This is a genomic window from Citrobacter sp. S39, from assembly GCF_009495675.1.
Lineage (GTDB): Bacteria > Pseudomonadota > Gammaproteobacteria > Enterobacterales > Enterobacteriaceae > Citrobacter > Citrobacter freundii.
In genome coordinates this window covers 458,854-483,691 of sequence record NZ_CP045555.1, presented here as the reverse complement: position 1 = coordinate 483,691, position 24,838 = coordinate 458,854, and the positions used below count along the sequence as shown (strand labels likewise).

The 24,838-nt window shown below is 52.7% G+C and carries 20 protein-coding genes, 3 tRNA genes and 1 pseudogene; 16 read left to right on the top strand and 8 right to left on the bottom strand.

The window, feature by feature from the left end; translation table 11 throughout:
• Nucleotides 1–96 precede the first annotated feature (96 nt).
• Nucleotides 97–972: a LysR family transcriptional regulator AmpR gene (ampR, locus tag GFB57_RS02240; protein WP_003025533.1), complete on the top strand. Its 876-nt coding sequence runs from the start codon at nt 97–99 to the stop codon at nt 970–972.
• A gap of 42 nt (nt 973–1,014) precedes the next feature.
• Here the strand turns inward: ampR and frdD are convergent, their stop codons facing one another.
• The 4 genes from frdD to frdA are packed head-to-tail and all read right to left on the bottom strand — an operon-like array spanning nt 1,015 to nt 4,305.
• Nucleotides 1,015–1,371, bottom strand: coding sequence for a fumarate reductase subunit FrdD (gene frdD / locus GFB57_RS02235; RefSeq protein ID WP_003025535.1), 357 nt, complete (start codon nt 1,369–1,371; stop codon nt 1,015–1,017).
• 10 nt (nt 1,372–1,381) lie between these two features.
• Complete coding sequence (frdC, locus tag GFB57_RS02230; RefSeq protein ID WP_003025537.1) at nt 1,382–1,777, bottom strand: fumarate reductase subunit FrdC; 396 nt, start codon at nt 1,775–1,777, stop codon at nt 1,382–1,384.
• A gap of 10 nt (nt 1,778–1,787) precedes the next feature.
• Entirely contained in the window at nt 1,788–2,522 is a 735-nt protein-coding gene (gene frdB / locus GFB57_RS02225; protein WP_003025540.1) for a fumarate reductase iron-sulfur protein, read from the bottom strand.
• Nucleotides 2,515–4,305: a fumarate reductase (quinol) flavoprotein subunit gene (gene frdA, locus GFB57_RS02220; RefSeq protein ID WP_003025543.1), complete on the bottom strand. Its 1,791-nt coding sequence runs from the start codon at nt 4,303–4,305 to the stop codon at nt 2,515–2,517. The genes frdB and frdA overlap by 8 nt, the downstream gene beginning before the upstream one ends.
• A 324-nt stretch (nt 4,306–4,629) precedes the next feature.
• Between frdA and epmA the strand changes: the two genes are divergently transcribed.
• The 4 genes and pseudogenes from epmA (at nt 4,630) to GFB57_RS02200 (ending at nt 8,710) form a co-directional block, all read left to right on the top strand.
• Complete coding sequence (epmA, locus tag GFB57_RS02215) at nt 4,630–5,607, top strand: elongation factor P--(R)-beta-lysine ligase (protein ID WP_003025546.1); 978 nt, start codon at nt 4,630–4,632, stop codon at nt 5,605–5,607.
• 214 nt (nt 5,608–5,821) lie between these two features.
• Nucleotides 5,822–7,324, top strand: a complete 1,503-nt coding sequence (gene yjeM / locus GFB57_RS02210) for a glutamate/gamma-aminobutyrate family transporter YjeM (RefSeq protein ID WP_003025549.1) — start codon at nt 5,822–5,824, stop codon at nt 7,322–7,324.
• Nucleotides 7,325–7,682: 358 nt separating this feature from the next.
• Nucleotides 7,683–8,395: pseudogene (locus GFB57_RS02205) on the top strand (hypothetical protein).
• Nucleotides 8,396–8,710 (top strand): YjeO family protein, encoded by a 315-nt coding sequence (locus tag GFB57_RS02200; protein WP_003025555.1) that lies wholly within the window; start codon nt 8,396–8,398, stop codon nt 8,708–8,710.
• 89 nt (nt 8,711–8,799) lie between these two features.
• Here GFB57_RS02200 and mscM read toward each other — a convergent pair whose 3' ends face one another.
• The 3 genes from mscM to rsgA all read right to left on the bottom strand — a co-directional run bounded on the left by mscM (nt 8,800) and on the right by rsgA (nt 14,245).
• Complete coding sequence (gene mscM / locus GFB57_RS02195; RefSeq protein WP_003025557.1) at nt 8,800–12,114, bottom strand: miniconductance mechanosensitive channel MscM; 3,315 nt, start codon at nt 12,112–12,114, stop codon at nt 8,800–8,802.
• Nucleotides 12,115–12,131: 17 nt separating this feature from the next.
• Nucleotides 12,132–13,100, bottom strand: coding sequence for an archaetidylserine decarboxylase (asd, locus tag GFB57_RS02190; RefSeq protein WP_003025559.1), 969 nt, complete (start codon nt 13,098–13,100; stop codon nt 12,132–12,134).
• Between the two features lie 92 nt (nt 13,101–13,192).
• Nucleotides 13,193–14,245, bottom strand: a complete 1,053-nt coding sequence (gene rsgA / locus GFB57_RS02185) for a small ribosomal subunit biogenesis GTPase RsgA (RefSeq protein WP_003025561.1) — start codon at nt 14,243–14,245, stop codon at nt 13,193–13,195.
• A gap of 105 nt (nt 14,246–14,350) precedes the next feature.
• Here rsgA and orn point away from each other — a divergent pair, with 105 nt between their 5' ends.
• The 4 genes from orn (at nt 14,351) to GFB57_RS02165 (ending at nt 15,501) form a co-directional block, all read left to right on the top strand.
• Complete coding sequence (gene orn, locus GFB57_RS02180) at nt 14,351–14,896, top strand: oligoribonuclease (protein WP_003025565.1); 546 nt, start codon at nt 14,351–14,353, stop codon at nt 14,894–14,896.
• 185 nt (nt 14,897–15,081) lie between these two features.
• Nucleotides 15,082–15,157, top strand: a tRNA-Gly gene (locus GFB57_RS02175).
• 37 nt (nt 15,158–15,194) lie between these two features.
• Nucleotides 15,195–15,270, top strand: a tRNA-Gly gene (locus GFB57_RS02170).
• A 155-nt stretch (nt 15,271–15,425) separates the two neighbouring features.
• Nucleotides 15,426–15,501: transfer RNA gene (locus GFB57_RS02165), tRNA-Gly, on the top strand.
• A gap of 269 nt (nt 15,502–15,770) precedes the next feature.
• Here GFB57_RS02165 and queG read toward each other — a convergent pair.
• The gene (gene queG / locus GFB57_RS02160; protein WP_003025567.1) at nt 15,771–16,910 is read right to left on the bottom strand and encodes a tRNA epoxyqueuosine(34) reductase QueG; all 1,140 of its coding nucleotides are present in this window, start codon (nt 16,908–16,910) and stop codon (nt 15,771–15,773) included.
• Between queG and nnr the strand changes: the two genes are divergently transcribed.
• The 7 genes from nnr (at nt 16,909) to hflX (ending at nt 24,815) form a co-directional block, all read left to right on the top strand.
• The gene (gene nnr / locus GFB57_RS02155; RefSeq protein ID WP_003025569.1) at nt 16,909–18,456 is read left to right on the top strand and encodes a bifunctional ADP-dependent NAD(P)H-hydrate dehydratase/NAD(P)H-hydrate epimerase; all 1,548 of its coding nucleotides are present in this window, start codon (nt 16,909–16,911) and stop codon (nt 18,454–18,456) included. The two genes, queG and nnr, sit on opposite strands and share 2 nt — an antisense overlap.
• Nucleotides 18,428–18,889 (top strand): tRNA (adenosine(37)-N6)-threonylcarbamoyltransferase complex ATPase subunit type 1 TsaE, encoded by a 462-nt coding sequence (gene tsaE, locus GFB57_RS02150; protein ID WP_003025570.1) that lies wholly within the window; start codon nt 18,428–18,430, stop codon nt 18,887–18,889. Before nnr ends, tsaE begins: the two co-directional genes overlap by 29 nt.
• Before the next feature lie 16 nt (nt 18,890–18,905).
• The gene (gene amiB / locus GFB57_RS02145) at nt 18,906–20,243 is read left to right on the top strand and encodes an N-acetylmuramoyl-L-alanine amidase AmiB (protein WP_003025574.1); all 1,338 of its coding nucleotides are present in this window, start codon (nt 18,906–18,908) and stop codon (nt 20,241–20,243) included.
• 9 nt (nt 20,244–20,252) lie between these two features.
• Entirely contained in the window at nt 20,253–22,124 is a 1,872-nt protein-coding gene (mutL, locus tag GFB57_RS02140) for a DNA mismatch repair endonuclease MutL (protein WP_008323056.1), read from the top strand.
• A complete protein-coding gene (gene miaA, locus GFB57_RS02135; protein WP_290366928.1) occupies nt 22,117–23,067 on the top strand; it encodes a tRNA (adenosine(37)-N6)-dimethylallyltransferase MiaA in 951 nt (316 codons plus the stop codon). Before mutL ends, miaA begins: the two co-directional genes overlap by 8 nt.
• Before the next feature lie 84 nt (nt 23,068–23,151).
• On the top strand, nt 23,152–23,460 hold the full coding sequence (gene hfq, locus GFB57_RS02130) for an RNA chaperone Hfq (RefSeq protein WP_003025584.1): 309 nt from the start codon (nt 23,152–23,154) through the stop codon (nt 23,458–23,460).
• A 74-nt stretch (nt 23,461–23,534) separates the two neighbouring features.
• Nucleotides 23,535–24,815 (top strand): ribosome rescue GTPase HflX, encoded by a 1,281-nt coding sequence (hflX, locus tag GFB57_RS02125; protein WP_003025589.1) that lies wholly within the window; start codon nt 23,535–23,537, stop codon nt 24,813–24,815.
• Nucleotides 24,816–24,838: the final 23 nt, after the last annotated feature.

Genomic DNA, 24,838 nt, shown 5'->3' with positions numbered 1-24,838 from the left:
CGGGCCCGTCAGACGCAATCAGTGTGTTTGATTTGCACCGTGTTGACAAACGGTTAAATTTAGCAGCAGATATAAGTTTTTCTAACAGGCCGGATGATGACGCGTAGCTATATCCCTCTTAACTCGCTGCGGGCTTTTGAAGCCGCGGCCAGACATCTCAGCTTTACCCGCGCTGCGATTGAGCTCAACGTGACGCATTCTGCCATCAGCCAGCATGTAAAATCGCTGGAGCAGCAGCTGAATTGTCAGCTTTTTGTGCGCGGTTCTCGTGGATTAATGTTGACGACTGAAGGGGAAAGTCTGTTACCTGTACTTAATGACTCCTTCGATCGTATGGCGGGGATGTTGGATCGTTTTGCCACTAAACAGACCCAGGAAAAACTTAAAATTGGCGTAGTGGGAACCTTTGCTATCGGCTGTCTTTTCCCGCTTCTGAGCGATTTTAAGCGCAGTTACCCACATATTGATTTGCATATTTCTACCCATAATAATCGCGTGGATCCCGCCGCCGAAGGGCTGGATTATACCATTCGCTACGGTGGGGGAGCCTGGCACGATACCGATGCGCAATATTTATGTAGCGCGCTGATGTCTCCACTGTGTTCGCCAACATTGGCTTCGCAGATTCAAACGCCTGCGGACATCCTGAAATTTCCGTTATTGCGATCGTATCGGCGGGATGAGTGGGCGCTTTGGATGCAGGCGGCCGGAGAGGCGCCTCCGTCACCGACGCACAATGTGATGGTGTTTGATTCGTCCGTCACCATGCTGGAAGCCGCTCAGGCGGGGATCGGTGTGGCAATTGCGCCAGTCAGAATGTTCACGCATTTACTCAGCAGTGAACGTATCGTTCAGCCGTTTTTAACGCAGATTGATTTGGGAAGCTACTGGATAACGCGTTTGCAATCTCGCCCGGAGACGCCCGCGATGCGTGAATTTTCCCGTTGGTTGACCGGGGTGCTGCACAAATAAAAAAGGCCCGCCAATGGCGGGCCTGATAATTAACGCATGTACTTAGATGGTCAGAATACCAATCGCCGTTACAACGGTCAGGATAGCTGCCAGTCCGTAGAATACCCATTTGCCAGCCGGCACGTGGATTTTCAGGTCATGCATCGCGTGGTGCATACGGTGTAAACCACACCACAGCGGCAGAACGATCATCAGGAACAGAAACGCACGTCCGATGAAGCTCTGAGCGAATGCCAGTACGCGTTCATAGCTGAAAGCATCAGGAACAAAGCCCAGCGGCAGCATAATGCCTACCAGCAGGATCATTACCGGCGCAATGATTGCGCTCCACATACCGCCTGCACCAAACAGGCCCCAGAATACGGGTTCGTCAGAGCGTTTTGGATTTGGATTAATCATTCCGGACTCCTTACCAGAACAGGGCAACAAACAGTATGACTACTGTAGCAACCACAGTGACTGCCCAGAGACCTTTGATGATCGGCTCTGGCCCCATTTTTTCGTCTTTTACGATGATGTTGGCTGCTTTTGGTGCCAGCTCAAACCAGGTTTTGGTATGCAGCAGCGCTGCTGCCAGGGCGATAATGTTAAGGATTACCACCACCGGGTTTTGTAAAAAGGCGACAAAGCCCATCCAGGACTCTGCACCATGCTTGAGTGCAAACAGGCCGATAATCAGTTCAATGCTGAACCAGACTGCCGGGACTGCCGTGCCTTCACGCAGCATGTAAAAACGATAAAATGGCAGCTTTTTCCACCAGGTGGACGTCATTGGCCGCACATAGGCTTTACGTTTAGTCGTCATCGTGCACTCCTTAGCGTGGTTTCAGGGTAGCGATAAGAAAGTCTTTTGAACTTTCAACTTTACCCTGCTGAATGGCCGCAGCCGGATCGACGTGTTTCGGGCAGACTTCGGAGCAGTAGCCCACGAAAGTACAGGTCCAGACGCCGTTCGGGCTGTTCAATTGAGCCATACGCTCCTTCTTACCGTGGTCGCGGCTATCTTCGTTGTAACGATGCGCCAGCGTAATCGCAGCCGGTCCAATGAACTCAGGGTTCAGGCCGAACTGCGGACACGCGGCGTAGCACAGACCACAGTTGATGCAACCGGAGAACTGATGATACTTCGCCATCTGCGCCGGAGTCTGGGTGTTTGGACCCTGATCCGGTGTACGCGGGTTACCGATGATGTACGGTTTGATCGCTTCCAGGCTTTCGATAAAGTGCGTCATGTCGACGACCAGATCGCGCTCAATCGGGAAGTTGCCCAGCGCTTCAACCTTCATGCCGTTTGTGTAATCACGCAGGAAGGTTTTGCACGCCAGTTTCGGTACATTGTTGACCATCATGCCGCAGGAGCCGCAGATTGCCATACGGCAGGACCAGCGGTAGCTCAGGTCCGGTGCCAGGTTATCCTTGATGTAGCCCAGCGCATCCAGCAGTGACGTGGTTTCATCATAAGGAACTTCGTAGAAAGCACTGTGCGGCGCGGTATCGGTTTCCGGGTTATAGCGCACCACCTCAACTTTCAGGTTTTTCATCTCAGCCATTCGCCTTCTCCTTCTTATCGGCTGCTTCCGCTTCGCCACCGTAAACACGTTTAGCCGGTGGCAGAGTGGTGATTTTCACGTCGCTGTATTCCAGGCGAGTCGTCCCGTCAGCATCGCGGAAGGCGAGGGTGTGTTTGAGGAAGTTCACGTCGTCACGCTCGGTGCAGCCTTCATCCAGACGCTGGTGCGCGCCGCGGGATTCTTTACGTGCCAGAGCGGAGTGCGCCATACATTCAGCAACGTTCAGACCGTGACCCAGTTCGATGGTGTACAGCAGGTCGGTGTTGAAGACGCTGGAAGTATCAGTGATACGTACGCGCTTGAAGCGCTCCTGCAGTTCCGCCAGCTTATCAACGGTTTTCTGCATCAGTTCCGGCGTACGGTAGATACCGCAACCTTCTTCCATGGAGATACCCATTTCATCACGGATCTTAGACCAGTTTTCGTTACCTTCCTGGTTAACCAGATCTTTCAGACGTTTTTCAACGCCAGCAACCTGTGCGTCAAGAGCGGCACTGTTTGCAGCGCCAGCCGTTGCAGCTCGTTCCGCAGCTTGTTCACCGGCCATACGACCGAAGACCACCAGTTCCGCCAGGGAGTTAGAGCCCAGACGGTTAGCGCCATGCAGACCAACAGAGGAACATTCGCCGACAGCGAACAGACCTTTAATGCGGGTTTCACAGTGCTGATCGGTTTCGATACCGCCCATGGTGTAGTGTGCGGTCGGACGTACCGGGATCGGTTCTTTAACCGGATCGACACCCACGTAAGCTTTCGCCAGTTCGCAGATGAACGGTAAACGTTCGAGCAGTTTTTTCTCGCCGAGGTGACGCAGGTCCAGGTGAACCACATCGCCACGCGGAGTGGAAATGGTGTTGCCTTTGCGCCATTCGTGCCAGAAAGCCTGAGAAACTTTGTCGCGCGGACCGAGTTCCATGTATTTGTTTTTCGGCTCGCCCAGCGGGGTTTCCGGACCCATGCCGTAGTCTTGCAGATAACGGTAGCCGTTTTTGTTGACCAGGATACCGCCTTCACCACGGCAACCTTCTGTCATCAGGATACCGGAGCCTGGCAGACCCGTCGGGTGATATTGAACGAACTCCATATCACGCAGCGGAACGCCGTGGCTCAGCGCCATGCCCATACCGTCGCCGGTTACGATGCCGCCGTTGGTATTGTAACGGTAAACACGACCAGCGCCGCCCGTTGCCATTACGACTGCGTTAGCACGGATCTGCACCAGCGTGCCTTCCATCATGTTCATGGCAACCAGGCCGCGGGCATGACCCTCGTCCACCAGGATATCCAGAACGAAGTGTTCGTCAAAGCGCTGAATCTGCGGGAACTGCAAAGATGTTTGGAACAGCGTATGCAACATGTGGAAGCCGGTTTTATCTGCGGCAAACCAGGTACGCTCGATTTTCATGCCGCCGAAGCGACGTACGTTGACGCTACCGTCTTCACGACGGCTCCATGGGCAGCCCCATTGTTCCAGTTGCGTCATTTCAGTTGGGCAGTGGTGGACAAAGTAATCCACGACATCCTGCTCACATAGCCAGTCTCCGCCTGCTACCGTATCGTGAAAATGGTAGTCAAAGCTGTCATGATCCTGCGCGACAGCAGCAGAGCCGCCTTCGGCAGCAACGGTATGGCTGCGCATTGGGTACACTTTTGAGATCAGTGCGATTTTAGCGTTGGGATTTGCTTGTGCGGCAGCAATTGCAGCACGTAATCCCGCGCCACCGGCGCCTATAATGGCAAGATCGGCTTGAAAGGTTTGCACGACATTCCTCCAGATTGTTGTTATTTCATCCCCGCCTGAAATCAGATGCTTCATCGGCTTCAAACAGGTTATGAACGCGTTTCCACTGCTCCTTTATAGGTACAATAGTATAGTCTTAGGGATGTGCGGGAAATTTGACGTGTTCGATTTTTTTAGCGTGTCACAGGGGGGAATTATCATTGAATTTGATTAATTTAATTACTAAACCACCCTATGTCGCTTTTTTTATCCAATTGCCAGTGCTGATTACTGCTGCCTGAAATTTGTCTCGTTAGCGCGATACGAGTAGACTTCGTGCCCTTGTCTTAAATCGGAGAAACAACCATGAGCGAAACGGCAACCTGGCAGCCGAGCGCGTCCATCCCCAATCTGTTAAAACGTGCAGCAATTATAGCGGAGATTCGCCGCTTTTTTGCCGATCGTGGCGTGCTTGAGGTTGAGACCCCTTGTATGAGTCAGGCAACGGTAACGGACATCCATCTGTTCCCGTTCGAAACGCGTTTCGTTGGCCCTGGACACTCCCAGGGGATGAATCTCTATTTAATGACCAGCCCTGAATACCATATGAAGCGCCTGCTGGTGGCAGGGTGCGGCCCGGTGTATCAACTGTGCCGCAGCTTCCGTAATGAAGAGATGGGGCGCCATCATAACCCTGAATTCACCATGCTTGAGTGGTATCGTCCGCACTACGATATGTATCGGCTGATGAATGAGGTGGACGATTTGCTTCAGCAGGTGCTGGACTGTTCGCCTGCGGAAAGCCTCTCTTACCAGCAAGCCTTCCAGCGTCATCTGGAGATAGACCCGCTGTCTGCGGATAAAGCCCAGCTGCGGGAAGTGGCGGCGAAATTGGATCTCAGCAATATCGCCGATACCGAAGAAGACCGGGACACCTTACTGCAGCTGCTGTTTACGATGGGCGTTGAGCCGCATATTGGTAAAGACAAACCGACGTTTGTGTATCATTTCCCTGCTAGCCAGGCATCACTGGCGCAAATCAGTACCGAAGATCACCGCGTGGCTGAACGTTTCGAGGTTTATTACAAAGGTATTGAGCTGGCAAATGGTTTCCATGAATTGACCGACGCGCGCGAGCAGCAGCAGCGGTTTGAACAGGATAACCGCAAACGTGCCGCACGAGGCTTACCGCAGCAACCTATCGATACCAACCTGCTGGAAGCGCTGAAAGTAGGCATGCCGGATTGCTCAGGCGTGGCGCTGGGTGTTGACCGTCTGGTGATGCTGGCGCTGGGCGCAGAGAGCCTGGCCGAGGTTATCGCATTTACCGTCGATCGCGCATAACTTACTCTTCCGCAATACAAAGTGGCGGCTTAATCGCCACTTTGTAGCATATTTTTTCATTTCCCCTCTAATAGCCACAATTTACACCTGGATATTTGATATCGTTTAGGTATCAATTCTGTGTTGATTTTTTTATCGCTGAACTCTGCAAAGAGAGCAGTGCCAACCGGTGAGCGGCGTTTGCTAAACGCTTGCCAGAGTAAGGGATGGTTTAATGACCCAAACAATAAAAAAGATGAGCCTGCCAGGTCTCATTCTCATGATATTTACGTCAGTTTTCGGTTTTGCTAATAGCCCCTCCGCATTCTATTTAATGGGGTATAGTGCAATACCGTGGTATATATTTTCTGCATTATTATTCTTTATTCCATTTGCTTTAATGATGGCGGAAATGGGTTCTGCCTATCGGAAAGAAGAGGGTGGAATCTATTCGTGGATGAATAATAGCGTTGGACCGCGCTATGCCTTTATCGGCACGTTTATGTGGTTTTCTTCTTATGTGATATGGATGGTAAGTACTGCGGCGAAAGTCTGGGTACCTTTTTCAACCTTCTTGTTTGGCGCAGACATGACGCAGCACTGGCGTATTGCAGGGCTTGAGCCTACGCAGGTTGTCGGGCTGCTCGCCGTCGGCTGGATGATCCTGGTGACCTGCGTGGCATCCCGGGGTATTAATAAGATTGCGCGTATTACGGCAGTAGGCGGAATTGCCGTAATGTGTCTTAATTTAGTTCTGTTGTTAGTGAGTGTCGCTATTTTGTTATTAACTGGTGGCCACTTTGCACAGGATATTAATTTCATCTCCTCACCTAATCCCGGATATCAGTCCGGGCTGGCAATGTTGTCATTTGTTGTGTTTGCCATTTTTGCTTATGGCGGAATTGAAGCTGTAGGGGGACTGGTTGATAAAACAGAAAAACCAGAAAAGAACTTTGCTAAAGGTATTGTTTTTGCCGCTATTGTCATTTCTGTTGGTTATTCACTGGCCATCTTTTTATGGGGCGTTAGCACCAACTGGCAGCAGGTATTAAGCAATAGCTCGGTCAACCTCGGCAATATTACTTATATCCTGATGAAGAGCCTCGGGATGACGTTGGGTAATGCGCTGCATCTTTCCCCTGAGACCGCGATGGTGATGGGTGTATGGTTTGCACGTATTACCGGGCTTTCCATGTTCCTTGCCTATACCGGCGCTTTTTTCACCCTCAGCTACTCACCGCTGAAAGCGATTATTCAGGGCACGCCGAAGGCGTTGTGGCCCGCGCCGATGACCAAACTGAATGCCGTAGGGATGCCGACGACGGCAATGTGGTTACAGTGCCTGCTGGTGAGCCTGTTTATCCTGTTGGTTTCATTTGGTGGCGATACGGCGTCAGCGTTCTATAACAAACTGACGCTGATGGCGAACGTCTCCATGACGCTGCCGTATCTGTTCCTGGCACTGGCGTTTCCGTTCTTTAAAGCCCGTCCGGGTCTGGAAAGACCGTTTGTGGTCTTTAAAACCCGAGCGGCGACGCTGCTGGCAACGGGTGTGGTCGTTCTGGTGGTGACGTTTGCCAACGTGTTCACCATCATCCAGCCGGTAATTGAAGCCGGGGACTGGAACAGTGCCTTGTGGATGACCGGCGGCCCGATCTTCTTCTCGCTGCTGGCGATGGCGATTTATCAGAACTACAGCCGCCGCGTTGACCGTCAGCCGGTTCTGGTGACAGAGTAAATTGGGCCGTGTAGGCCGGATAAGGCAATGCCGCCATCCGGCAATCAGTATCGAATTGCCTGATGGCGCTACGCTTATCAGGCCTACAAGACCCACACTGTAGCCCGGCCTAACGCAGTGACGCCGGGATTTCCCGGTGCGAGTGTTAGCGACGTTATTACTCATACACATCGTCCATAAATAATATGGTATTTATGGACGATAGATTAGTGTTGTAATTATTTTTTAGATAAATGCTATTTACTGTGAATTATATCTTTAATCAATTGCTTTAAATGTTTTTGATATTTTATGTTTCTGTTTCTCGCTTAATGTAGTATCCAGTGGTTTACTTATCTTTTAAGCTAAGGACAGTGACATGCGTGATTCGGTTATTTTCTGTAAGGTCGACAGCTATGGTTTTCCACATTGGAATGGTGTGGATTTTCTTCGTTGGAAAACTCTTCCAACAAATTGGCGTTTTGATACAGGGACTGCACATTTATGGATATATAAAACAGCATGGTTAGTTTATCATAGAAATATGCTAAAAAAATCGGCTGAGGAAGCCCAAATCCCTCTATTGTTGTTGGCTGGTGTCGCTGCAGCAGAGGTGGGGGGACGCCAGAAAGATTTAAGTCAGTGGGTGTATTACAAGTCAGACAAATTCTGGAAACTATCTCGCGAAGGGAGGATAAGGCCTTATCTAATGCTACTTCAGTTGGTTCTATCGCAATACAGCTGGGTGTGGCCGCTAGCACGATGGGCATCAGGCCCGATAAGTTGACCTCTTTTGAGCAGTTTCAGCTATCGAATTGTCTGCTGGATAATCGCTTTAATATTCGGGTTGTCGCGTTTCATTTGCGCGATCTTATTATGTTAAGTTACCCTGGGAAAGATACTGCTCATCTTACCGATGAGCAAATTATTATTATTGGCTCAAGATATAATCGTGGTACCCAACGAGAAATTCAAAGCATTACTGATTCTATTTCTGCTCCGGTTGGTACTAAACAGCGTGAATACAGTGAGTATGGGCGGCGAATTATTGAGAAAAAGACAGCAATAATGGAAATTATGCGAGGAGGATGAATGAATTCGAAAGCCATATCGCTGAATGTTATCTGGGGAACAGTAAGTTTCGTTCTGATTATTATTTTCTCTACCCAGGATAAAGAGTGGTTTATCGATGGGCTGGGGGTTAATAATATTTGTGACCTGATGACCTATGTTGAAAGTGATGATATCCGTGATGCTGGTATTATCTTCACGCTCCCGCTTTTTATTCCCTATATCTATGTCATTGCATACAGGAAGCAGCGTAGTTTCTGGCAGTTACTGACGGTGACGGTATTGGTTTGCTTTTGGCTATGGCGCTTCTTCCTGCGATACCAGTTCTGCCTGTAATCCAATAGTCTGGTAGCCCGGCCTAACGTAGTGACGCCGGGATTTCCCCGGCGTCGGTGCTAGCGCCCCTCGTCCGGGCTACTCAGGTATTACAAACTTCCCGCCGGGCGACTGCCTCTGCCCGCAGAACTTAACGTTCTCCCCGTTTGCTTACCACCGAGGCTCTCCAGACGCATCTGGAACGGTGGGAACGGCATATCAATACCGTGCTCGCGGAAGCCTGCCAGAATCAGTTGGTGGATTTCATGGCGCAGCGGCATGCGATGCCCCATTTCAGCGGCATAAATACGCAGTTCGAAGATTTGAATTCCTTGTTGCAGGTCAACCAGGAAGACTTCTGGCGCCGGGTTATCGATAACCAGCGAGCAACGATGTGCGGCAGTCAGCAGGATCTGCGTAACCTCCTCGCTGTTAGCCTCCGACGGTGCCGGGATGGTTAACACCACACGGGTAACCGAATCGGATAGCGACCAGTTGATAAACTGTTCGGTGATAAAGGCTTTGTTGGGTACGATGATCTCTTTGCGGTCCCAGTCGCTGATAGTGGTGGCACGGGTATTAATTTTCGTCACGCTACCGGTAAGATCGCGAATTGTAACCGTGTCGCCAATGCGGATTGGCTTTTCAAACAGGATAATCAGGCCGGAAATAAAGTTGGCGAAGATCTCCTGCAAACCAAAGCCCAGACCGACACCGAGAGCCGCCACCAGCCATTGCAGTTTGGACCACTCAATACCGATCATCGAGAAACCCACCAGGCCGCCAATCAGCATCAGAAGATACTTAGTGATAGTGGTGATGGCGTAACCGGTGCCGGGGGTTAAATCCAGATGTTGCAGTAGCGCCAGCTCCAGCAACGCGGGTAGGTTGCGCACTAGCTGGGTGGTGATGATAAACACCAGAATAGCAATGAGCACCGCGCCCAGCGTTATCGGTTCTAAGCTTTCCACGCCCTGCACCGTGGAGGTGACATCCCACAACGAGATGTTTTCCAGGAAGCCGAAAGCGGAATGAATTTCTGACCATAGCACAATGACCGAGAGCAGGGCGATAAGCATCAGGATAGAACGTACCAGGCGCAGCGATTGCGCGCTGATTGCATCCAGATCCACTTCGCTTTCATCTACATCGATCGTACCTTCAAGGCTGGTGGAATGAGGTGGTTCCTCTTCGCCCCGCGCACGTTGCGCCAGCATTTCGGCGCGTCGATGTTTGGCGCGGTCAAACGCAAGGCGGCGGCGCTGAATTAGCATCCAGCGGCGGATGACGTGATACACCACCAGTAATAAGAACCAAATCGCCACGGATGTTTCCAGGCGTGCCAGCAGGGCTTGCGATGTGGCGAGATAACCCACTGCCGCGGCGAGAATGGCAATCAGCGGCGCGCCCATCAGCATATTCCACAGCATACTATTGACCATGTTATCGCTGTTGCCCTCTTTATCGAGGTACAGCGGTATCCCGGCGCGTTTCAGGCTCAGGGTCACGACCGCCAGCGCACCGCAAATCAGAATAAAGCACAGACGTCCCAGTGAGGCGGAGAATTCTCGGTCATTGAGATTATCAAACATAATCACCGCCATGATCAGCGGGACAATCAGCCCGATGCTCATCAGGTAGTAGTGCATGGCTTTCGCGACGCGGTTACGTGGCCAGCCAAAGTGGGCAATGAACAGACCGTTGGGACGCGCAAAGGTGGCGCAAATCATTACCGCCCATAGCATAGGCACCGTGGCGGTAACGCCATCGCCGATAGCAACAGCCAGCGGGTAAGGCCAGGCTTCCTGCAGCCCGTAACCGAGCGTTGCCCATAACACCGGCAACGGAGAAGCGACGAGTATTGACCAGAATACCGTGCGTATTGTCAGCCAGAAATGGTCCTGGGTGACTTTCCCGACTCGCGCGGACGAGCGTTCAAGGAAACGGGTGAAGTGCTTGCGCGAAGAGAGGCTAAAGCCAACCAGCACCAACGCCGCGAACAGCGGCAATAGTGTTTCTTTGCTGGTCAGCATCATGATGCTGGCTTTACCCAACTGATTAAACGTATCTAATGAGATCAAACGCCGCAGATCCTGAACGATGTCGACAGGCCAGGAGAGCGAGATGGGACTGACGTCTGACGTCCAGAACAGATAGCGGTGCGTTGCTTCGTTGACCTCTTTTAGCGCATCTTCCAGTTGGCTGTTGGAGACTTTGAGCTTGGTCAGCTCAAGGATCAGCGTATCGCCGCCCTGTAACAATGAGTTCAGCAGCTCGCGCTGGGTGCGTAGCTGGGCGTTGAGAATACTGCTCTGTTCAGCGGTCAGCGGTTGTCCATCGGCCTGATGAATCTGACGCAGCTGCGGCTGTTTGTTGAGGAGATCCTCATAGCGCATACGGTGCACGCGAAGCTGCGCCATTTCGGTATCCAACTGCTGGGGCTTGGGCATTTCCGGCAGACGGGATACCTGCGCGCGCAGCGCTTCTCCCAGCATATTTGAAACCCCAAGCCACTGAGACTGCTCTCGCAGCGTATTCAAGGCCTGGCGGACCTGCAGCGTTTGGCTGGCAGCCTGACGCTGCTGCGAGGCGACCAGGTCCATACGTTGCGCCTGCTGGTTCAAGGCCTGAGACAGCTCGCGGTTAACCTTGAACTGATCGACAATACCTTCCGGCAGTCCCGCGCTGTTTTCCGCCAGCAGTTCTGTACTTTCCAGCGCTCGCTCTGCTTCACGCTGACGCTGACTGTTGAGTTGATTGCGCAAAGCCTGCAGGTAAGTGTCGAGTTGTTGACTCTGTTTTTCCGCCAGTTCGGAGCGCATACGCGCCAGTTCCTGACGGTTATTGGCGGAAAGCTGTGCCAGCTCCAGTTCATCGACCAGGGCTTTAAGTTTGGCGGATTCAGCTTGCATCGCCTGATTCTGCGCGGAATTGCCGTTGGCGGTACCAATGCGCCGCTCAAGCTCATTGAGCTGGCGGCGGGCATCGGTTTGCTGTTGAGGAAGCTGGCTTAACGAGTCGGCGATTTCCCGGGCGCGATCCTGCTCCTGCTGGGCCTGACGACTCTTTTCCAGCAGTTGGCTGCTAACCTGGAGGATCTCCTGGTTTAATGCATCGGTAGAGAGTCCGGTTGGCACATTGCGCGGTTCATCGCGCAGGTTACTAAGCTGTGCGCGTAACGTTGCGGACAGCTTGGGGAAGTTATCAATAACCTGCTGATATTGCTGTGCGCGCTCGAGAGAGCCTTTCCGCTCCTCAAGGGCATTCAGCGCGGACTGGAGCGCCTCGACGGTTTCTGGCTGAGCGGGTTTTGCCGCTTTTGCCTGCTCCAGTTCCTGTGTGAGTTGTTTGGCATCGGGGGCCGTCGCAGCGTACGCCCCCAGGCTGAGGCACCAGGCCATCAGAAAAGTGATAATCAGGCGCACAGCAGCGATTCCTATGTTTAACTTTCGTCTTTTTTGTCGTCAGCCAGCGGGCTGGCGTCGTGTTCTGCTTCGATCTCTTCTTTCGCCAGCGGGGCCGGTTCTGTCTCTGGCGTCACGAAAGTCTCGGTCGAGATGGCCATTGGTTGGCCGATTTTGGTCACGGAAAGATCCTGCAACTGCTCAACCAGGTTAACTTTGCCAGGTGCGAACAGGTTGATGACGGTGGAACCGAGCTTAAAGCGGCCCATTTCCTGACCTTTCAACAGCGCCACCGACCCTTCGCTTTCGCCTTCCGGCCAGGTCCAGCGCTTGATGACGCCTTCACGCGGTGGGGTAATGGTGCCAGCCCATGTGGTTTCAATGCTGCCGACGATAGTCGCGCCGACCAGAATCTGCACCATCGGACCAAATTCGGTATCAAACAAACAGATTACGCGTTCGTTGCGGGCAAACAGGTTCGGTACGTTTTGCGCAGTCAGGATGTTTACAGAGAAGAGATCGCCCGGCACATACATCATTTCACGCAGGATACCGTTACACGGCATGTGTACACGGTGGTAATCGCGTGGAGACAAGTAAGTGGTTACAAACGTACCGTTGCGGAATTTTTCCGCCATCTGATAGTTGCCAGCCAGCAGCGCTTCAAGGGTATAGCTGTGCCCTTTAGCCTGCAGCAATTTGTCTTCTTCGATGTTGCCTAACTGGTTGATCACGCCGTCAGCGGGCATGACCAGTACGTTTGGATCTGTATTAATCGGGCGAGCATCGTCGCGCAGTGGGCGAACAAAGAAGTCGTTAAAGGTGCGATAGCTGGCGGTGTCCGGCTTTTGCGCCTCTTTCATATCGACCTTGTAATATTTCACGAACAGATCGATAACCAATTTGGTCAGCCATCCCGCTCGTTTGCTCGCACCCCAACCCGCCAGGCGAGTGAGCCATAGTTTCGGCAGAATGTATTGTAGCGAAAGCTTAAATGAGTTTAACAAGGTAGCCTCCAGGCCATAATTTGTTCCCGATCCGGCATGTGGGCCGGATCCTGAAAAAAGGGGGACGATTCTAGCGATGCTTAGCTTAGTTGTCAGTTGTCTGTATCAGAAAAGTTTTTACGCGTTTTTACCTGCGCCATGCTTTCCAGGATGCGGTGATAATTTTCAAACCGGGTTTCGGCTATGGCCCCTTTTTCTACAGCCTCACGGATAGCGCAGCCTGGATCGGTATCATGCTTGCAGTCGCGGTATTTGCAATGGCCCAGGTAGTCATGAAATTCGACAAAGCCATGCGTGATTTGTTCCGGCTCCAGATGCCACAGTCCGAACTCACGTACGCCAGGGGAGTCGATAACGTCGCCGCCGTGCGGGAAGTGATACAGGCGAGAGGCCGTGGTAGTGTGCTGTCCAAGACCGGAGTTGTCGGAGACATCGTTGGTCAGGATCTCTTCTTGCAGGCCGAGAAGATTATTGAGCAGGCTGGATTTACCTACGCCCGACTGACCGGCAAAAATGCTGATGCGATCGGTTAATGCTTCTTCAAGCGGTTTCAGGCCGTCTTTAGTGCGGCTGGATACCATCAACACCCGATAGCCAATGTCGCGATAGATATCCATCTGTTCGTTAACGAAGGCCATGCCTTCATCATCCAGCAGATCGATCTTATTCAGTACGATAATTGGTTCAACATGTAGCGTTTCGCAGGCTACCAGATATCGGTCGATAATATTGAGTGACAGCTCGGGTAAGATGGCTGAGACAATAACGATCTGGTCGATGTTGGCGGCAATAGGTTTTACCCCGTCGTAAAAGTCGGGGCGTGTCAGTACCGAGGTACGATCGTGTACCGCTTCAACGATACCTTTGACATTCACGCCTTCAGCCGCCGCTTTACCCGGGCGCCAGACTACGCGATCGCCAGTAACCAGCGAGCGAATTGTACGGCGGATATTGCAGCGGTGAATTTCACCGTCAGCAGACTCTACGTCGGCATGCATGCCAAAACGGCTGATAACGATGCCTTCAGCGGTTTCGCCAAACAGGTTGTCGTCGTAGTCGGGCTTCTCCGTGGACGTTTTAAGACGACGCTGGTGATTGGCGTTCACACGGCGCTGTTGGCCTTTGGAGAGTTTATTCTTACTCAATCGGACTGGCTCCTGGTCGCCCATGATGGGCAAAACATTTATGATACACACAATTTTAGATCAATGTAGTCACACTGAATGTGACGCTGAAGGGTGGAAAATAGCATGAGTGCCAATGAAAACAACCTGATTTGGATCGATCTGGAGATGACAGGTCTGGATCCCGAGCGCGATCGCATTATTGAGATCGCCACGCTGGTGACGGATGCCAACCTGAATATTCTGGCAGAAGGACCGACAATTGCGGTGCACCAGTCCGACGAACAACTGGCATTAATGGATGACTGGAACGTACGTACGCACACCAGTAGCGGGCTGGTGGAACGTGTGAAGGCGAGCACCATGGGCGATCGTGAAGCAGAACTGGCCACGCTGGCTTTTTTGAAAGAGTGGGTTCCGGAAGGGAAATCACCTATCTGTGGCAACAGCATCGGCCAGGATCGTCGTTTCCTGTTTAAATACATGCCGGAGCTGGAGGCGTATTTCCATTATCGCTATCTGGACGTCAGCACGCTCAAAGAACTGGCGCGTCGTTGGAAGCCGGAAATCCTGGCTGGCTTCACCAAGCAGGGAACACATCAGGCGATGGACGACATTCGTGAATCTGTTGCTGAGCTTGCTTACTATCGCGAACATTTTATTAAGCTTTGATTTTGTTCTCCGGTGGCTTGCGTCACCGGCTTTTTGACGCTAAATTGTTCAGCTTGATTGCAAAGTAATCACTTGAACGAATTTTCGAAAAAAACGTATTCAAGGGGGTTGCAGCTAAACGGATTTCTCGTATAATGCGCCTCCCGTAACGACGCAGAAATGCGAATTACGACAGCAACAAATTTGCGGGAATAGCTCAGTTGGTAGAGCACGACCTTGCCAAGGTCGGGGTCGCGAGTTCGAGTCTCGTTTCCCGCTCCAAAATTTGAAAATGCTTGTAAAGCAAAGACACACCCAAGCGGGAATAGCTCAGTTGGTAGAGCACGACCTTGCCAAGGTCGGGGTCGCGAGTTCGAGTCTCGTTTCCCGCTCCAAAATTTGAAAGTGCTTATAAGCACAGACCACCAATCGCAGAATTTCGAATTGCGACAAGGCGGCAACTGAATGAGTTCTTAGGAGCTTACTGAAGTAAGTGACTCAGGCGAATGAAGGCAGCCAACGCAGTAGCGGTTCGAAAGACGAAGATTATGCGGGAATAGCTCAGTTGGTAGAGCACGACCTTGCCAAGGTCGGGGTCGCGAGTTCGAGTCTCGTTTCCCGCTCCAAATTCTTACCCCAATAAAAATATCCACAACGAATAATCGCGTTGGGGACGTTTTGTTTCGTCATTGACATACTCTTGTAAACAGACTTATCCACAGGTTCGGGTATTATTCCTGGAATGAAAAAAACTTCGCCGGGTGAATAGTATCATTTTAACTGATTGAAATTATTGGTTTAATTATCATTTCAAATTGTTAATGCGATCACTTGACGATTTTTTCCCTCTTGAATATCAATGTGTTTTTATTTTTATACACAAGCTGTGGATGACTTAAGCGTCGCGCGGCAGACCCTTCTCAATGACCCTGACCAAACGTTGTTTCTTCGGTAGCTGCACCTCAACTACGCAGGCATTTCGCTTCTCGATTTGCTGAGCAACCGCCCAGTCTATATGTTCGTCGAGAAGTGGGTGCTCACCTCTGCGACTTTCCAGCGCGTGAATAACTGCGTTATCCCAGGGGGCATTACCCAACGCAACGGCGATATTTCGCAGCCAGCGCAGGTGGCCAATACGACGAATGGCAGACCCCTCCGTGACTTTTAAAAACCACGCTTCGCTCCAGCTAAACAGCTCTATTAACTCCGGAGCATGAAGCTGCTTGCGCGGGTTGAAGTCATCCTCTGTCGTCAACTGTGAATAGCGGTTCCACGGGCAAATGAGCTGGCAATCGTCGCAGCCGTAAATTCGATTCCCCAACAATGGACGAAACTCTTCCGGGATCGGGCCTTCCAGTTCGATAGTGAGATAAGAGATACAGCGGCGCGCATCTACGGTGTAGGGTTCAACGATGGCCCCAGTGGGACAGATGGTCATGCAGGCGACGCATTTCCCGCATCCTTCTTCTGCTGGTTGGTCGACCGGCAAGGGTAAATCGATCAGTAATTCCCCGAGGAAGAAAAATGAACCGGCTTCGCGATTGAGGATTAGTGAGTGCTTACCTGTCCAGCCAAGCCCGGCTTTTTCAGCCAAAGGACGCTCAAGAATGGGCGCAGAATCGACAAAAGGTCTAAAATTCAGCGAAGCGCAGTGCTGTTGAATCATCTCTCCCAGCTTTTTTAAGCGGTTACGTAACAGCTTATGGTAGTCGCGGCCAAGCGCGTAACGGCTGACGTAACCCAGAGAAGGGTTCTTCAACGTGCTGGCAAAGGCCGCTTTGGCAGGAAGATAGTTCATACGTACGCTGATGACGCGTAGCGTACCGGGCAATAATTCGTGGGGGCGGGCGCGCATCATGCCGTGACGGGCCATCCAGTCCATCTCGCCGTGGTATTGTTTATCCAGCCAGGCCTGCAGTTTGGGCTCTGCTTCGCTGAGGTCGGTATCGGCAATACCGACCTGCTGAAAGCCAAGCTCCAGCCCCCACTGCTTAATATTTTGCGCTAACTGATTGAGATCGAGGGGCTCTGACATGACGGACCATACAATGAAGAAAAACCCCGCAAGTATACCACACTCCATCTGGCACGCCGATGACATCAGGCGTATGGAGCGAGAGGCGGCAGACAGTTTAGGGCTGACGTTGTATGAGCTGATGCAACGGGCGGGAGAGGCGGCGTTTCAGGTCACCCGCGAGGCCTATCCGAACGCCCAACACTGGCTGGTGCTATGTGGTCACGGCAACAACGGCGGTGATGGTTACGTGGTGGCAAGACTTGCCAAAGCGCAGGGTTTTAATGTTACGTTGCTGGCGCACGAGGGTGATAAACCGCTCCCCGAGGAAGCGCAGCAGGCGCACGACGCTTGGCTTAACGCCGGTGGCGTTATTCATGCTGCTGATATTAACTGGCCAGACAGCGTGGACGTCATTATCGACGCGCTGTCAGGTACTGGCTTAAAAAACGCGCCGCGTGAACCTCTCCCGGCGTTGATCGAACGTGCCAATAGCCACCCAGCCCCTACAATTGCAATCGACATTCCCTCCGGCCTGCTGGCGCAGACGGGGGCGACGCCGGGGGCAGTCATCAACGCTGCGCATACCGTTACCTTTATTGCGCTCAAGCCAGGTCTGCTCACCGGTAAAGCACGCGATGTCACCGGACGTCTGCATGTTAATGCTCTTGGGCTGGACGACTGGCTGGCGGGGCAGAACGCGCCGCTGCAACGTTTTGATGCTCAACAGCTTGCGCACTGGCTAACGCCGCGTCGGCCCACCTCACACAAAGGCTCCCACGGTCGGCTGGTTATTATCGGCGGCGACTACGGCACGGCAGGTGCAATACGTATGGCCGGTGAAGCGGCGTTGCGTGCGGGAGCCGGGCTGGTCAAAGTATTGACTCGCAGTGAGAACATTGCGCCTGTTCTGACTGCCAGACCAGAACTGATGGTCGATGCGCTGACGCCGCAGACTCTGGAAGAGAGCCTGGCATGGGCGGATGTTGTGGTGATAGGACCAGGTCTTGGTCAGCAGGAGTGGGGCAAAAAAGCGCTGCAAAAAGTGGAGAATTTTCGCAAACCGATGCTCTGGGATGCGGATGCGCTGAACCTGCTGGCAATCAACCCCGATAAACGTCACAATCGCGTGATCACGCCGCATCCAGGTGAAGCCGCGCGACTGCTGGGCTGTTCCATTGCAGAAATTGAAGACGATCGCTTACTTTGTGCACAACGTCTGGTAAAACGGTACGGAGGCGTGGTAGTGCTGAAAGGCGCGGGTACGGTTGTTGCTGCTGAACAGGCTGAGTTAGGTATTATTGATACCGGCAATGCAGGGATGGCCAGCGGCGGAATGGGAGATGTGCTTTCCGGTATTATTGGCGCATTGCTCGGACAGAAGCTTACCCCGTATGATGCAGCATGTGCGGGATGTGTTGCGCACGGAGCGGCGGCGGATGTGCTGGCGGCGCGTTTTGGTACGCGCGGCATGCTGGCGACAGATCTCTTTACCACGCTACAGCGTATTGTTAACCCTGATGTGATTGACGTTTATCATGATGAATCGAGTAATTCCACTACCTGATGAGCAGGCAACTTTAGACCTGGGACTGCGGGTAGCCAAAGCCTGTGACGGCGCGACGGTTATATATTTGTACGGCGACCTGGGGGCGGGTAAAACCACTTTCAGCCGGGGATTTCTGCAAGCGTTAGGTCATAAAGGTAATGTAAAAAGCCCCACCTACACGCTGGTTGAACCCTATTCACTCGATAACTTGATGGTTTATCACTTCGATTTATACCGACTTGCGGACCCGGAGGAGCTGGAATTTATGGGGATCCGCGATTATTTTGCCAATGATGCCATCTGCCTGGTGGAATGGCCGCAACAAGGTAAAGGTGTACTGCCAGACCCGGACGTCGAAATACACATTGAATATCAGGCGCAAGGTCGGGAGGCGCGCGTAAGCGCAGTCTCCTCATCGGGTGAATTATTGCTGGCGCGTTTAGCCGAATAACCTTAAGGGTGGCGGGATGATTTATCGCATCAGAAACTGGCTGATGGCAACCCTGGTCCTGCTGTGCGCGCAGGCAGGGGCCGCCAGCCTCTCCGATCTTCAGGTTTCCAATGGCAATCAACAGGCGCGGATTACGCTGAGCTTTATTGGCGAGCCTGAATACGCCGTGACCCAGGACGGGAAACGCACGGTCGCGCTGGATATTAAACAAACCGGAGTGATTCAGGGATTACCGCTGCTGTTTAGCGGCAATAATCTGGTGAAATCTATCCGCTCCGGCACGCCAAAAGATGCGCAGTCCTTGCGTCTGGTGGTGGATTTAACCGAGAACGGCAAGGCCGAAGCCGTTAAACGACAGAACGGCGGCAATTATACCGTTGTGTTTACCATCAAAGCTGATGCGCCACCGCCACCGCCACCGCCACCGCCTCCAGTGGTTGTTAAGCGTGTTGAAACGCCGGTTGTCGCCCCTCGTCCTGCCGAGCCTGCGCGTAACCCGTTTAAAGCAGAGAACGATCGCACCACGATGGTGACCAACAGTAATACCTCCACACGACCTGCGGCGCGCGCCAGCACCGGCAGCGGTGAAAAAGTGGTTATTGCCATTGATGCCGGACACGGCGGGCAGGATCCGGGGGCGATTGGCCCCGGCGGCACGCGTGAGAAAAACGTCACGATTGCCGTGGCGCGTAAACTGCGCAGCTTGCTCAATGATGACCCAATGTTTAAAGGCGTACTCACCCGTGATGGCGATTACTTTATCTCGGTGATGGGGCGTTCAGACGTCGCACGTAAACAAAACGCCAATTTCCTGGTTTCTATTCACGCGGATGCCGCGCCAAACCGGGATGCTACAGGCGCTTCCGTTTGGGTGCTGTCGAACCGTCGGGCGAACAGTGAGATGGCCGGCTGGCTGGAACAGCACGAAAAACAATCGGAGCTGTTGGGCGGCGCGGGCGATGTGCTGGCAAACAGCCAGTCCGATCCTTATCTCAGCCAGGCCGTACTGGATCTGCAGTTCGGTCATTCGCAGCGCGTCGGGTATGATGTGGCGACCAGCATGATCGGCCAGTTAGAACGTATTGGTTCGATGCATAAGCGCCGTCCGGAACACGCCAGTCTTGGCGTACTGCGTTCGCCTGATATCCCGTCTGTGCTGGTTGAAACCGGCTTTATCAGCAACAACAGCGAAGAACGTCTGTTGGCGAGCGATGATTACCAGCAGCAACTGGCTGAGGCGATATACAAAGGATTGCGTAACTATTTCCAGGCGCACCCGATGCAAACCGGACCGCAGGGCGCGCCGGCGCAAACCGCCAGCGCCATATCGCCGGGTAACACGTTAACAAATTAAGGATTAGCCATGCCGATTCAGGTTCTACCGCCACAGCTGGCGAACCAGATTGCCGCAGGCGAGGTGGTAGAACGGCCTGCGTCAGTGGTGAAAGAGCTGGTGGAAAACAGCATCGATGCCGGTGCGACGCGCATTGATATCGATATTGAGCGCGGCGGCGCGAAGCTTATCCGTATTCGTGACAACGGCTGCGGGATTAAAAAAGACGAGCTGGCGCTGGCGCTGGCGCGTCATGCCACCAGTAAAATAGCCTCGCTTGACGATCTTGAGGCCATCGTGAGCCTCGGATTTCGTGGCGAAGCGCTGGCAAGTATCAGCTCCGTGTCTCGTTTAACCCTGACATCGCGCACACAAGAGCAGCCTGAGGCCTGGCAAGCCTATGCTGAAGGGCGCGACATGGATGTGACGGTAAAACCTGCTGCGCATCCAGTGGGAACCACACTGGAGGTGTTAGATCTGTTCTACAACACCCCGGCGCGGCGCAAATTTATGCGCACCGAGAAAACTGAATTTAATCATATCGACGAGATTATTCGCCGCATTGCGCTGGCGCGTTTTGATGTGACGATTAATTTGTCTCACAACGGCAAAGTGGTGCGTCAGTACCGGGCAGTGGCCGTGGATGGGCAGAAAGAGCGCCGGCTGGGCGCGATTTGCGGCACGCCGTTTCTGGAGCATGCGCTGGCGATTGAATGGCAGCATGGTGATTTAACGCTGCGTGGCTGGGTGGCCGATCCTAATCACACAACGGCAGCACTGGCAGAAATCCAGTACTGTTATGTGAATGGTCGGATGATGCGAGATCGGCTGATCAACCATGCTATCCGCCAGGCCTGTGAAGATAAGCTGGGAGCCGATCAACAACCCGCTTTTGTGCTGTATCTGGAAATCGATCCGCATCAAGTGGATGTCAACGTACACCCAGCTAAACATGAGGTCCGTTTCCATCAATCCCGCCTGGTGCACGATTTTATTTACCAGGGCGTGTTGAGCGTCCTGCAACAGCAGCTTGAAACGCCGCTGCCGTTGGCTGATGAGGACGAACCTGCTCCAAGGCACATCCCGGAAAACCGTGTTGCTGCCGGACGTAACCATTTTGCCGAGCCTGCCCCCGCGCGTGAACCTGCAACACCGCGGTACTCAGCATCCGCTGGCGCTGGAAACGGCAGTAGTGGCGCAGGCCGTCAGGCGGGGGCCAGTTGGCCTCATGCCCAACCCGGATATCAAAAGCAGCAGGGCGAAATTTATCAGAAACTGATGCAGACGCCGGCTCCAACGCGTAAAACGCCGGTCTCTGAAACATCATCGGCACCTCTGAGTGGCAGCAGTCAGGGCTTTGGCCGGGTGCTAACAATTGTCGGTGCAGACTGTGCGTTACTCGAGTGCGATGGCCATATTCGGTTGCTGGCATTACCGGTGGCTGAGCGTTGGCTGCGTCAGGCGCAATTAACGCCGGACCAGGGGACCGTTTGCGCCCAGCCGTTGCTGATCCCTTTACGGTTAAAAGTCAACGCCGATGAAAAAGCGGCGCTGCAAAAAGGACAGAGCCAACTGGCTGAGCTGGGCATTGAATTTCAACTGGATGCGCAGCATGTGACCATCCGGGCGGTGCCTTTACCCTTACGCCAACAAAATTTACAAATCTTGATTCCTGAACTGATAGGCTACCTGGCGCAGCAATCCGTATTCGAGCCAGGCAATATTGCGCAGTGGATCGCACGTAACCTGATTAGCGAGCATCCACAGTGGAGTATGGCACAGGCGATTACACTGTTAGCGGATGTTGAGCGGCTCTGCCCACAACTCGTGAAGGCACCGCCGGGTGGTCTGTTACAACCTGTTGATTTACATTCGGTAATGAATGCCCTGAAACATGAGTGATACCCGTAAGGCGAGCCTGCCAAAGGCGATTTTTTTGATGGGGCCAACGGCCTCCGGTAAAACGGCACTCGCAATTGAATTGCGTAAAGTTTTGCCCATAGAGTTGATAAGCGTTGATTCCGCCCTTATTTACAAGGGGATGGATATCGGTACAGCCAAGCCCGATGCAGATGAATTACAGGCCGCGCCGCACCGATTACTGGATATTCGCGATCCGTCGCAAGCGTACTCCGCTGCGGATTTTCGTCGCGATGCGTTAGCCGAGATGGCCGACATCACCGCCGCGGGGCGTATCCCGTTGCTGGTGGGCGGCACAATGTTATATTTCAAAGCCTTGCTTGAGGGGCTGTCGCCGTTACCGTCGGCGGACTCGGAAGTCAGGGCCAGAATTGAGCAGCAGGCGGCAGAGCAGGGTTGGGACGCGTTACACCGACAGCTTCAGGACATCGATCCGGTGGCTGCGGCGCGTATTCATCCAAATGATCCGCAAAGACTTTCCCGGGCACTGGAAGTTTTTTTCATTTCGGGTAAAACTTTAACGGAGCTGACGCAAACGTCAGGAGATGCTTTGCCGTATCAGGTGCATCAGTTTGCAATCGCCCCGGCGAGCCGTGAACTGCTCCATCAGCGAATTGAGCAGCGTTTTCATCAGATGTTAGCTTCAGGTTTTGAAGCAGAAGTCCGGGCGCTTTTTGCCCGTGGAGATTTGCATACGGATTTGCCTTCCATTCGTTGTGTAGGGTATCGCCAGATGTGGTCATACATTGAAGGTGAAATTTCATACGATGAAATGGTTTATAGAGGTGTTTGCGCCACGAGGCAGTTGGCGAAGCGACAGGTAACCTGGTTGCGTGGTTGGGAAGGGGTGCACTGGCTTGACAGTGAAAAGCCTGACCAGGCGCGAAACGAAGTATTACAGGTTGTTGGTGCTATCGCGAACTGAATGTGTACAATTGAAACGTATCGTGCGCAATTTTTCAGAATCGAAAGGTTCAAAGTACAAATAAGCATATAAGGAAAAGAGAGAATGGCTAAGGGGCAATCTTTACAAGATCCGTTCCTGAACGCACTGCGTCGGGAACGTGTTCCAGTTTCTATTTATTTGGTGAATGGTATTAAGCTGCAAGGTCAAATCGAGTCTTTTGATCAGTTCGTGATCCTGTTGAAAAACACGGTCAGCCAGATGGTTTATAAGCACGCGATTTCTACTGTTGTCCCGTCTCGTCCGGTTTCTCATCACAGCAATAATGCCACCGGCGGCACTGGCAGCAACTACCATCACGGTAGCAACGCGCAAGGTTCATCTGCGCAACAGGACAGCGAAGAAACCGAATAAGGTTATTAGCTGTTTTACATACGGGGAGCCAGCGATCCTGCGTTCCCCGTTGATTTATATTAAGGGGTTGACGCTTGTTTGACCGTTATGATGCCGGTGAGCAGGCGGTACTGGTACACATCTATTTTTCGCAAGACAAAGATATGGAAGACCTCCAGGAGTTTGAATCTCTGGTTTCTTCCGCCGGTGTCGAAGCAATGCAGGTGATTACCGGGAGCCGTAAAGCACCGCACCCGAAGTATTTTGTTGGTGAAGGTAAGGCAATCGAAATTGCCGAAGCCGTAAAAGCGACTGGCGCTGCGGTGGTGATTTTTGATCATGCTCTGAGCCCCGCCCAGGAACGTAACCTGGAACAGTTGTGCCAGTGTCTTGTAATCGACAGGACCGGTCTTATTTTAGATATTTTTGCCCAGCGTGCGCGCACCCATGAGGGTAAGTTGCAGGTTGAGCTGGCGCAGTTGCGCCATATGGCTACGCGTCTGGTCCGTGGCTGGACCCACCTTGAAAGGCAAAAGGGCGGGATTGGTTTGCGTGGTCCGGGTGAAACCCAGCTCGAAACCGACCGTCGTTTGCTGCGTAATCGCATTTTGCAAATACAGTCGCGCCTGGAAAAAGTTGAAAAGCAACGTGAGCAGGGGCGGCAGTCGCGCAAGAAAGCGGATGTCCCAACCGTATCACTGGTGGGATATACCAACGCCGGAAAATCTACCCTGTTCAACCAGATCACCGAAGCCCGGGTTTATGCAGCGGACCAGCTGTTTGCGACTCTGGACCCAACGCTGCGCCGCATAGACGTGGCGGACGTGGGTGAGACCGTGCTGGCGGATACCGTAGGGTTTATACGCCATTTGCCGCACGACCTGGTGGCGGCATTTAAAGCCACCTTGCAGGAAACACGTCAGGCGACATTGCTGCTGCACGTTATTGATGCTGCAGATTTTCGTGTGCAGGAAAACATCGAGGCAGTCGACACGGTGCTCGAAGAGATCGATGCACATGAGATCCCGACCCTGCTGGTGATGAATAAAATCGATATGTTGGATGACTTTGAGCCGCGTATCGATAGAGATGAAGAGAATAAACCCATTCGCGTTTGGGTATCAGCGCAAACGGGGATTGGTATACCACAACTTTTTCAGGCTTTGACTGAGCGACTTTCCGGTGAGGTGGCGCAGCATACGTTGCGTTTGCCGCCGCAGGAAGGGCGATTGAGAAGCCGGTTTTATCAACTTCAGGCAATAGAAAAAGAGTGGATGGAGGAAGACGGCAGCGTAGGTCTGCAGGTTCGTATGCCGATCGTAGACTGGCGTCGCCTCTGTAAACAAGAACCGGCACTGGAAGACTATGTTGTCTGATCTGACGGATATGGCCTGAAGAT

Bases quoted from the DNA above. Each gene is read 5' to 3' on its own strand.
- nnr (WP_003025569.1), top strand. From the start codon at position 16,909: ATGACGGACCATACAATGAAGAAAAACCCCGCAAGTATACCACACTCC.
- frdD (WP_003025535.1), bottom strand. From the start codon at position 1,371: ATGATTAATCCAAATCCAAAACGCTCTGACGAACCCGTATTCTGGGGC.
- yjeM (WP_003025549.1), top strand. From the start codon at position 5,822: ATGACCCAAACAATAAAAAAGATGAGCCTGCCAGGTCTCATTCTCATG.
- frdB (WP_003025540.1), bottom strand. From the start codon at position 2,522: ATGGCTGAGATGAAAAACCTGAAAGTTGAGGTGGTGCGCTATAACCCG.
- frdC (WP_003025537.1), bottom strand. From the start codon at position 1,777: ATGACGACTAAACGTAAAGCCTATGTGCGGCCAATGACGTCCACCTGG.
- miaA (WP_290366928.1), top strand. From the start codon at position 22,117: ATGAGTGATACCCGTAAGGCGAGCCTGCCAAAGGCGATTTTTTTGATG.
- GFB57_RS02200 (WP_003025555.1), top strand. From the start codon at position 8,396: ATGAATTCGAAAGCCATATCGCTGAATGTTATCTGGGGAACAGTAAGT.
- mutL (WP_008323056.1), top strand. From the start codon at position 20,253: ATGCCGATTCAGGTTCTACCGCCACAGCTGGCGAACCAGATTGCCGCA.
- amiB (WP_003025574.1), top strand. From the start codon at position 18,906: ATGATTTATCGCATCAGAAACTGGCTGATGGCAACCCTGGTCCTGCTG.
- tsaE (WP_003025570.1), top strand. From the start codon at position 18,428: ATGATGAATCGAGTAATTCCACTACCTGATGAGCAGGCAACTTTAGAC.
- queG (WP_003025567.1), bottom strand. From the start codon at position 16,910: ATGTCAGAGCCCCTCGATCTCAATCAGTTAGCGCAAAATATTAAGCAG.
- orn (WP_003025565.1), top strand. From the start codon at position 14,351: ATGAGTGCCAATGAAAACAACCTGATTTGGATCGATCTGGAGATGACA.
- epmA (WP_003025546.1), top strand. From the start codon at position 4,630: ATGAGCGAAACGGCAACCTGGCAGCCGAGCGCGTCCATCCCCAATCTG.
- ampR (WP_003025533.1), top strand. From the start codon at position 97: ATGACGCGTAGCTATATCCCTCTTAACTCGCTGCGGGCTTTTGAAGCC.
- hfq (WP_003025584.1), top strand. From the start codon at position 23,152: ATGGCTAAGGGGCAATCTTTACAAGATCCGTTCCTGAACGCACTGCGT.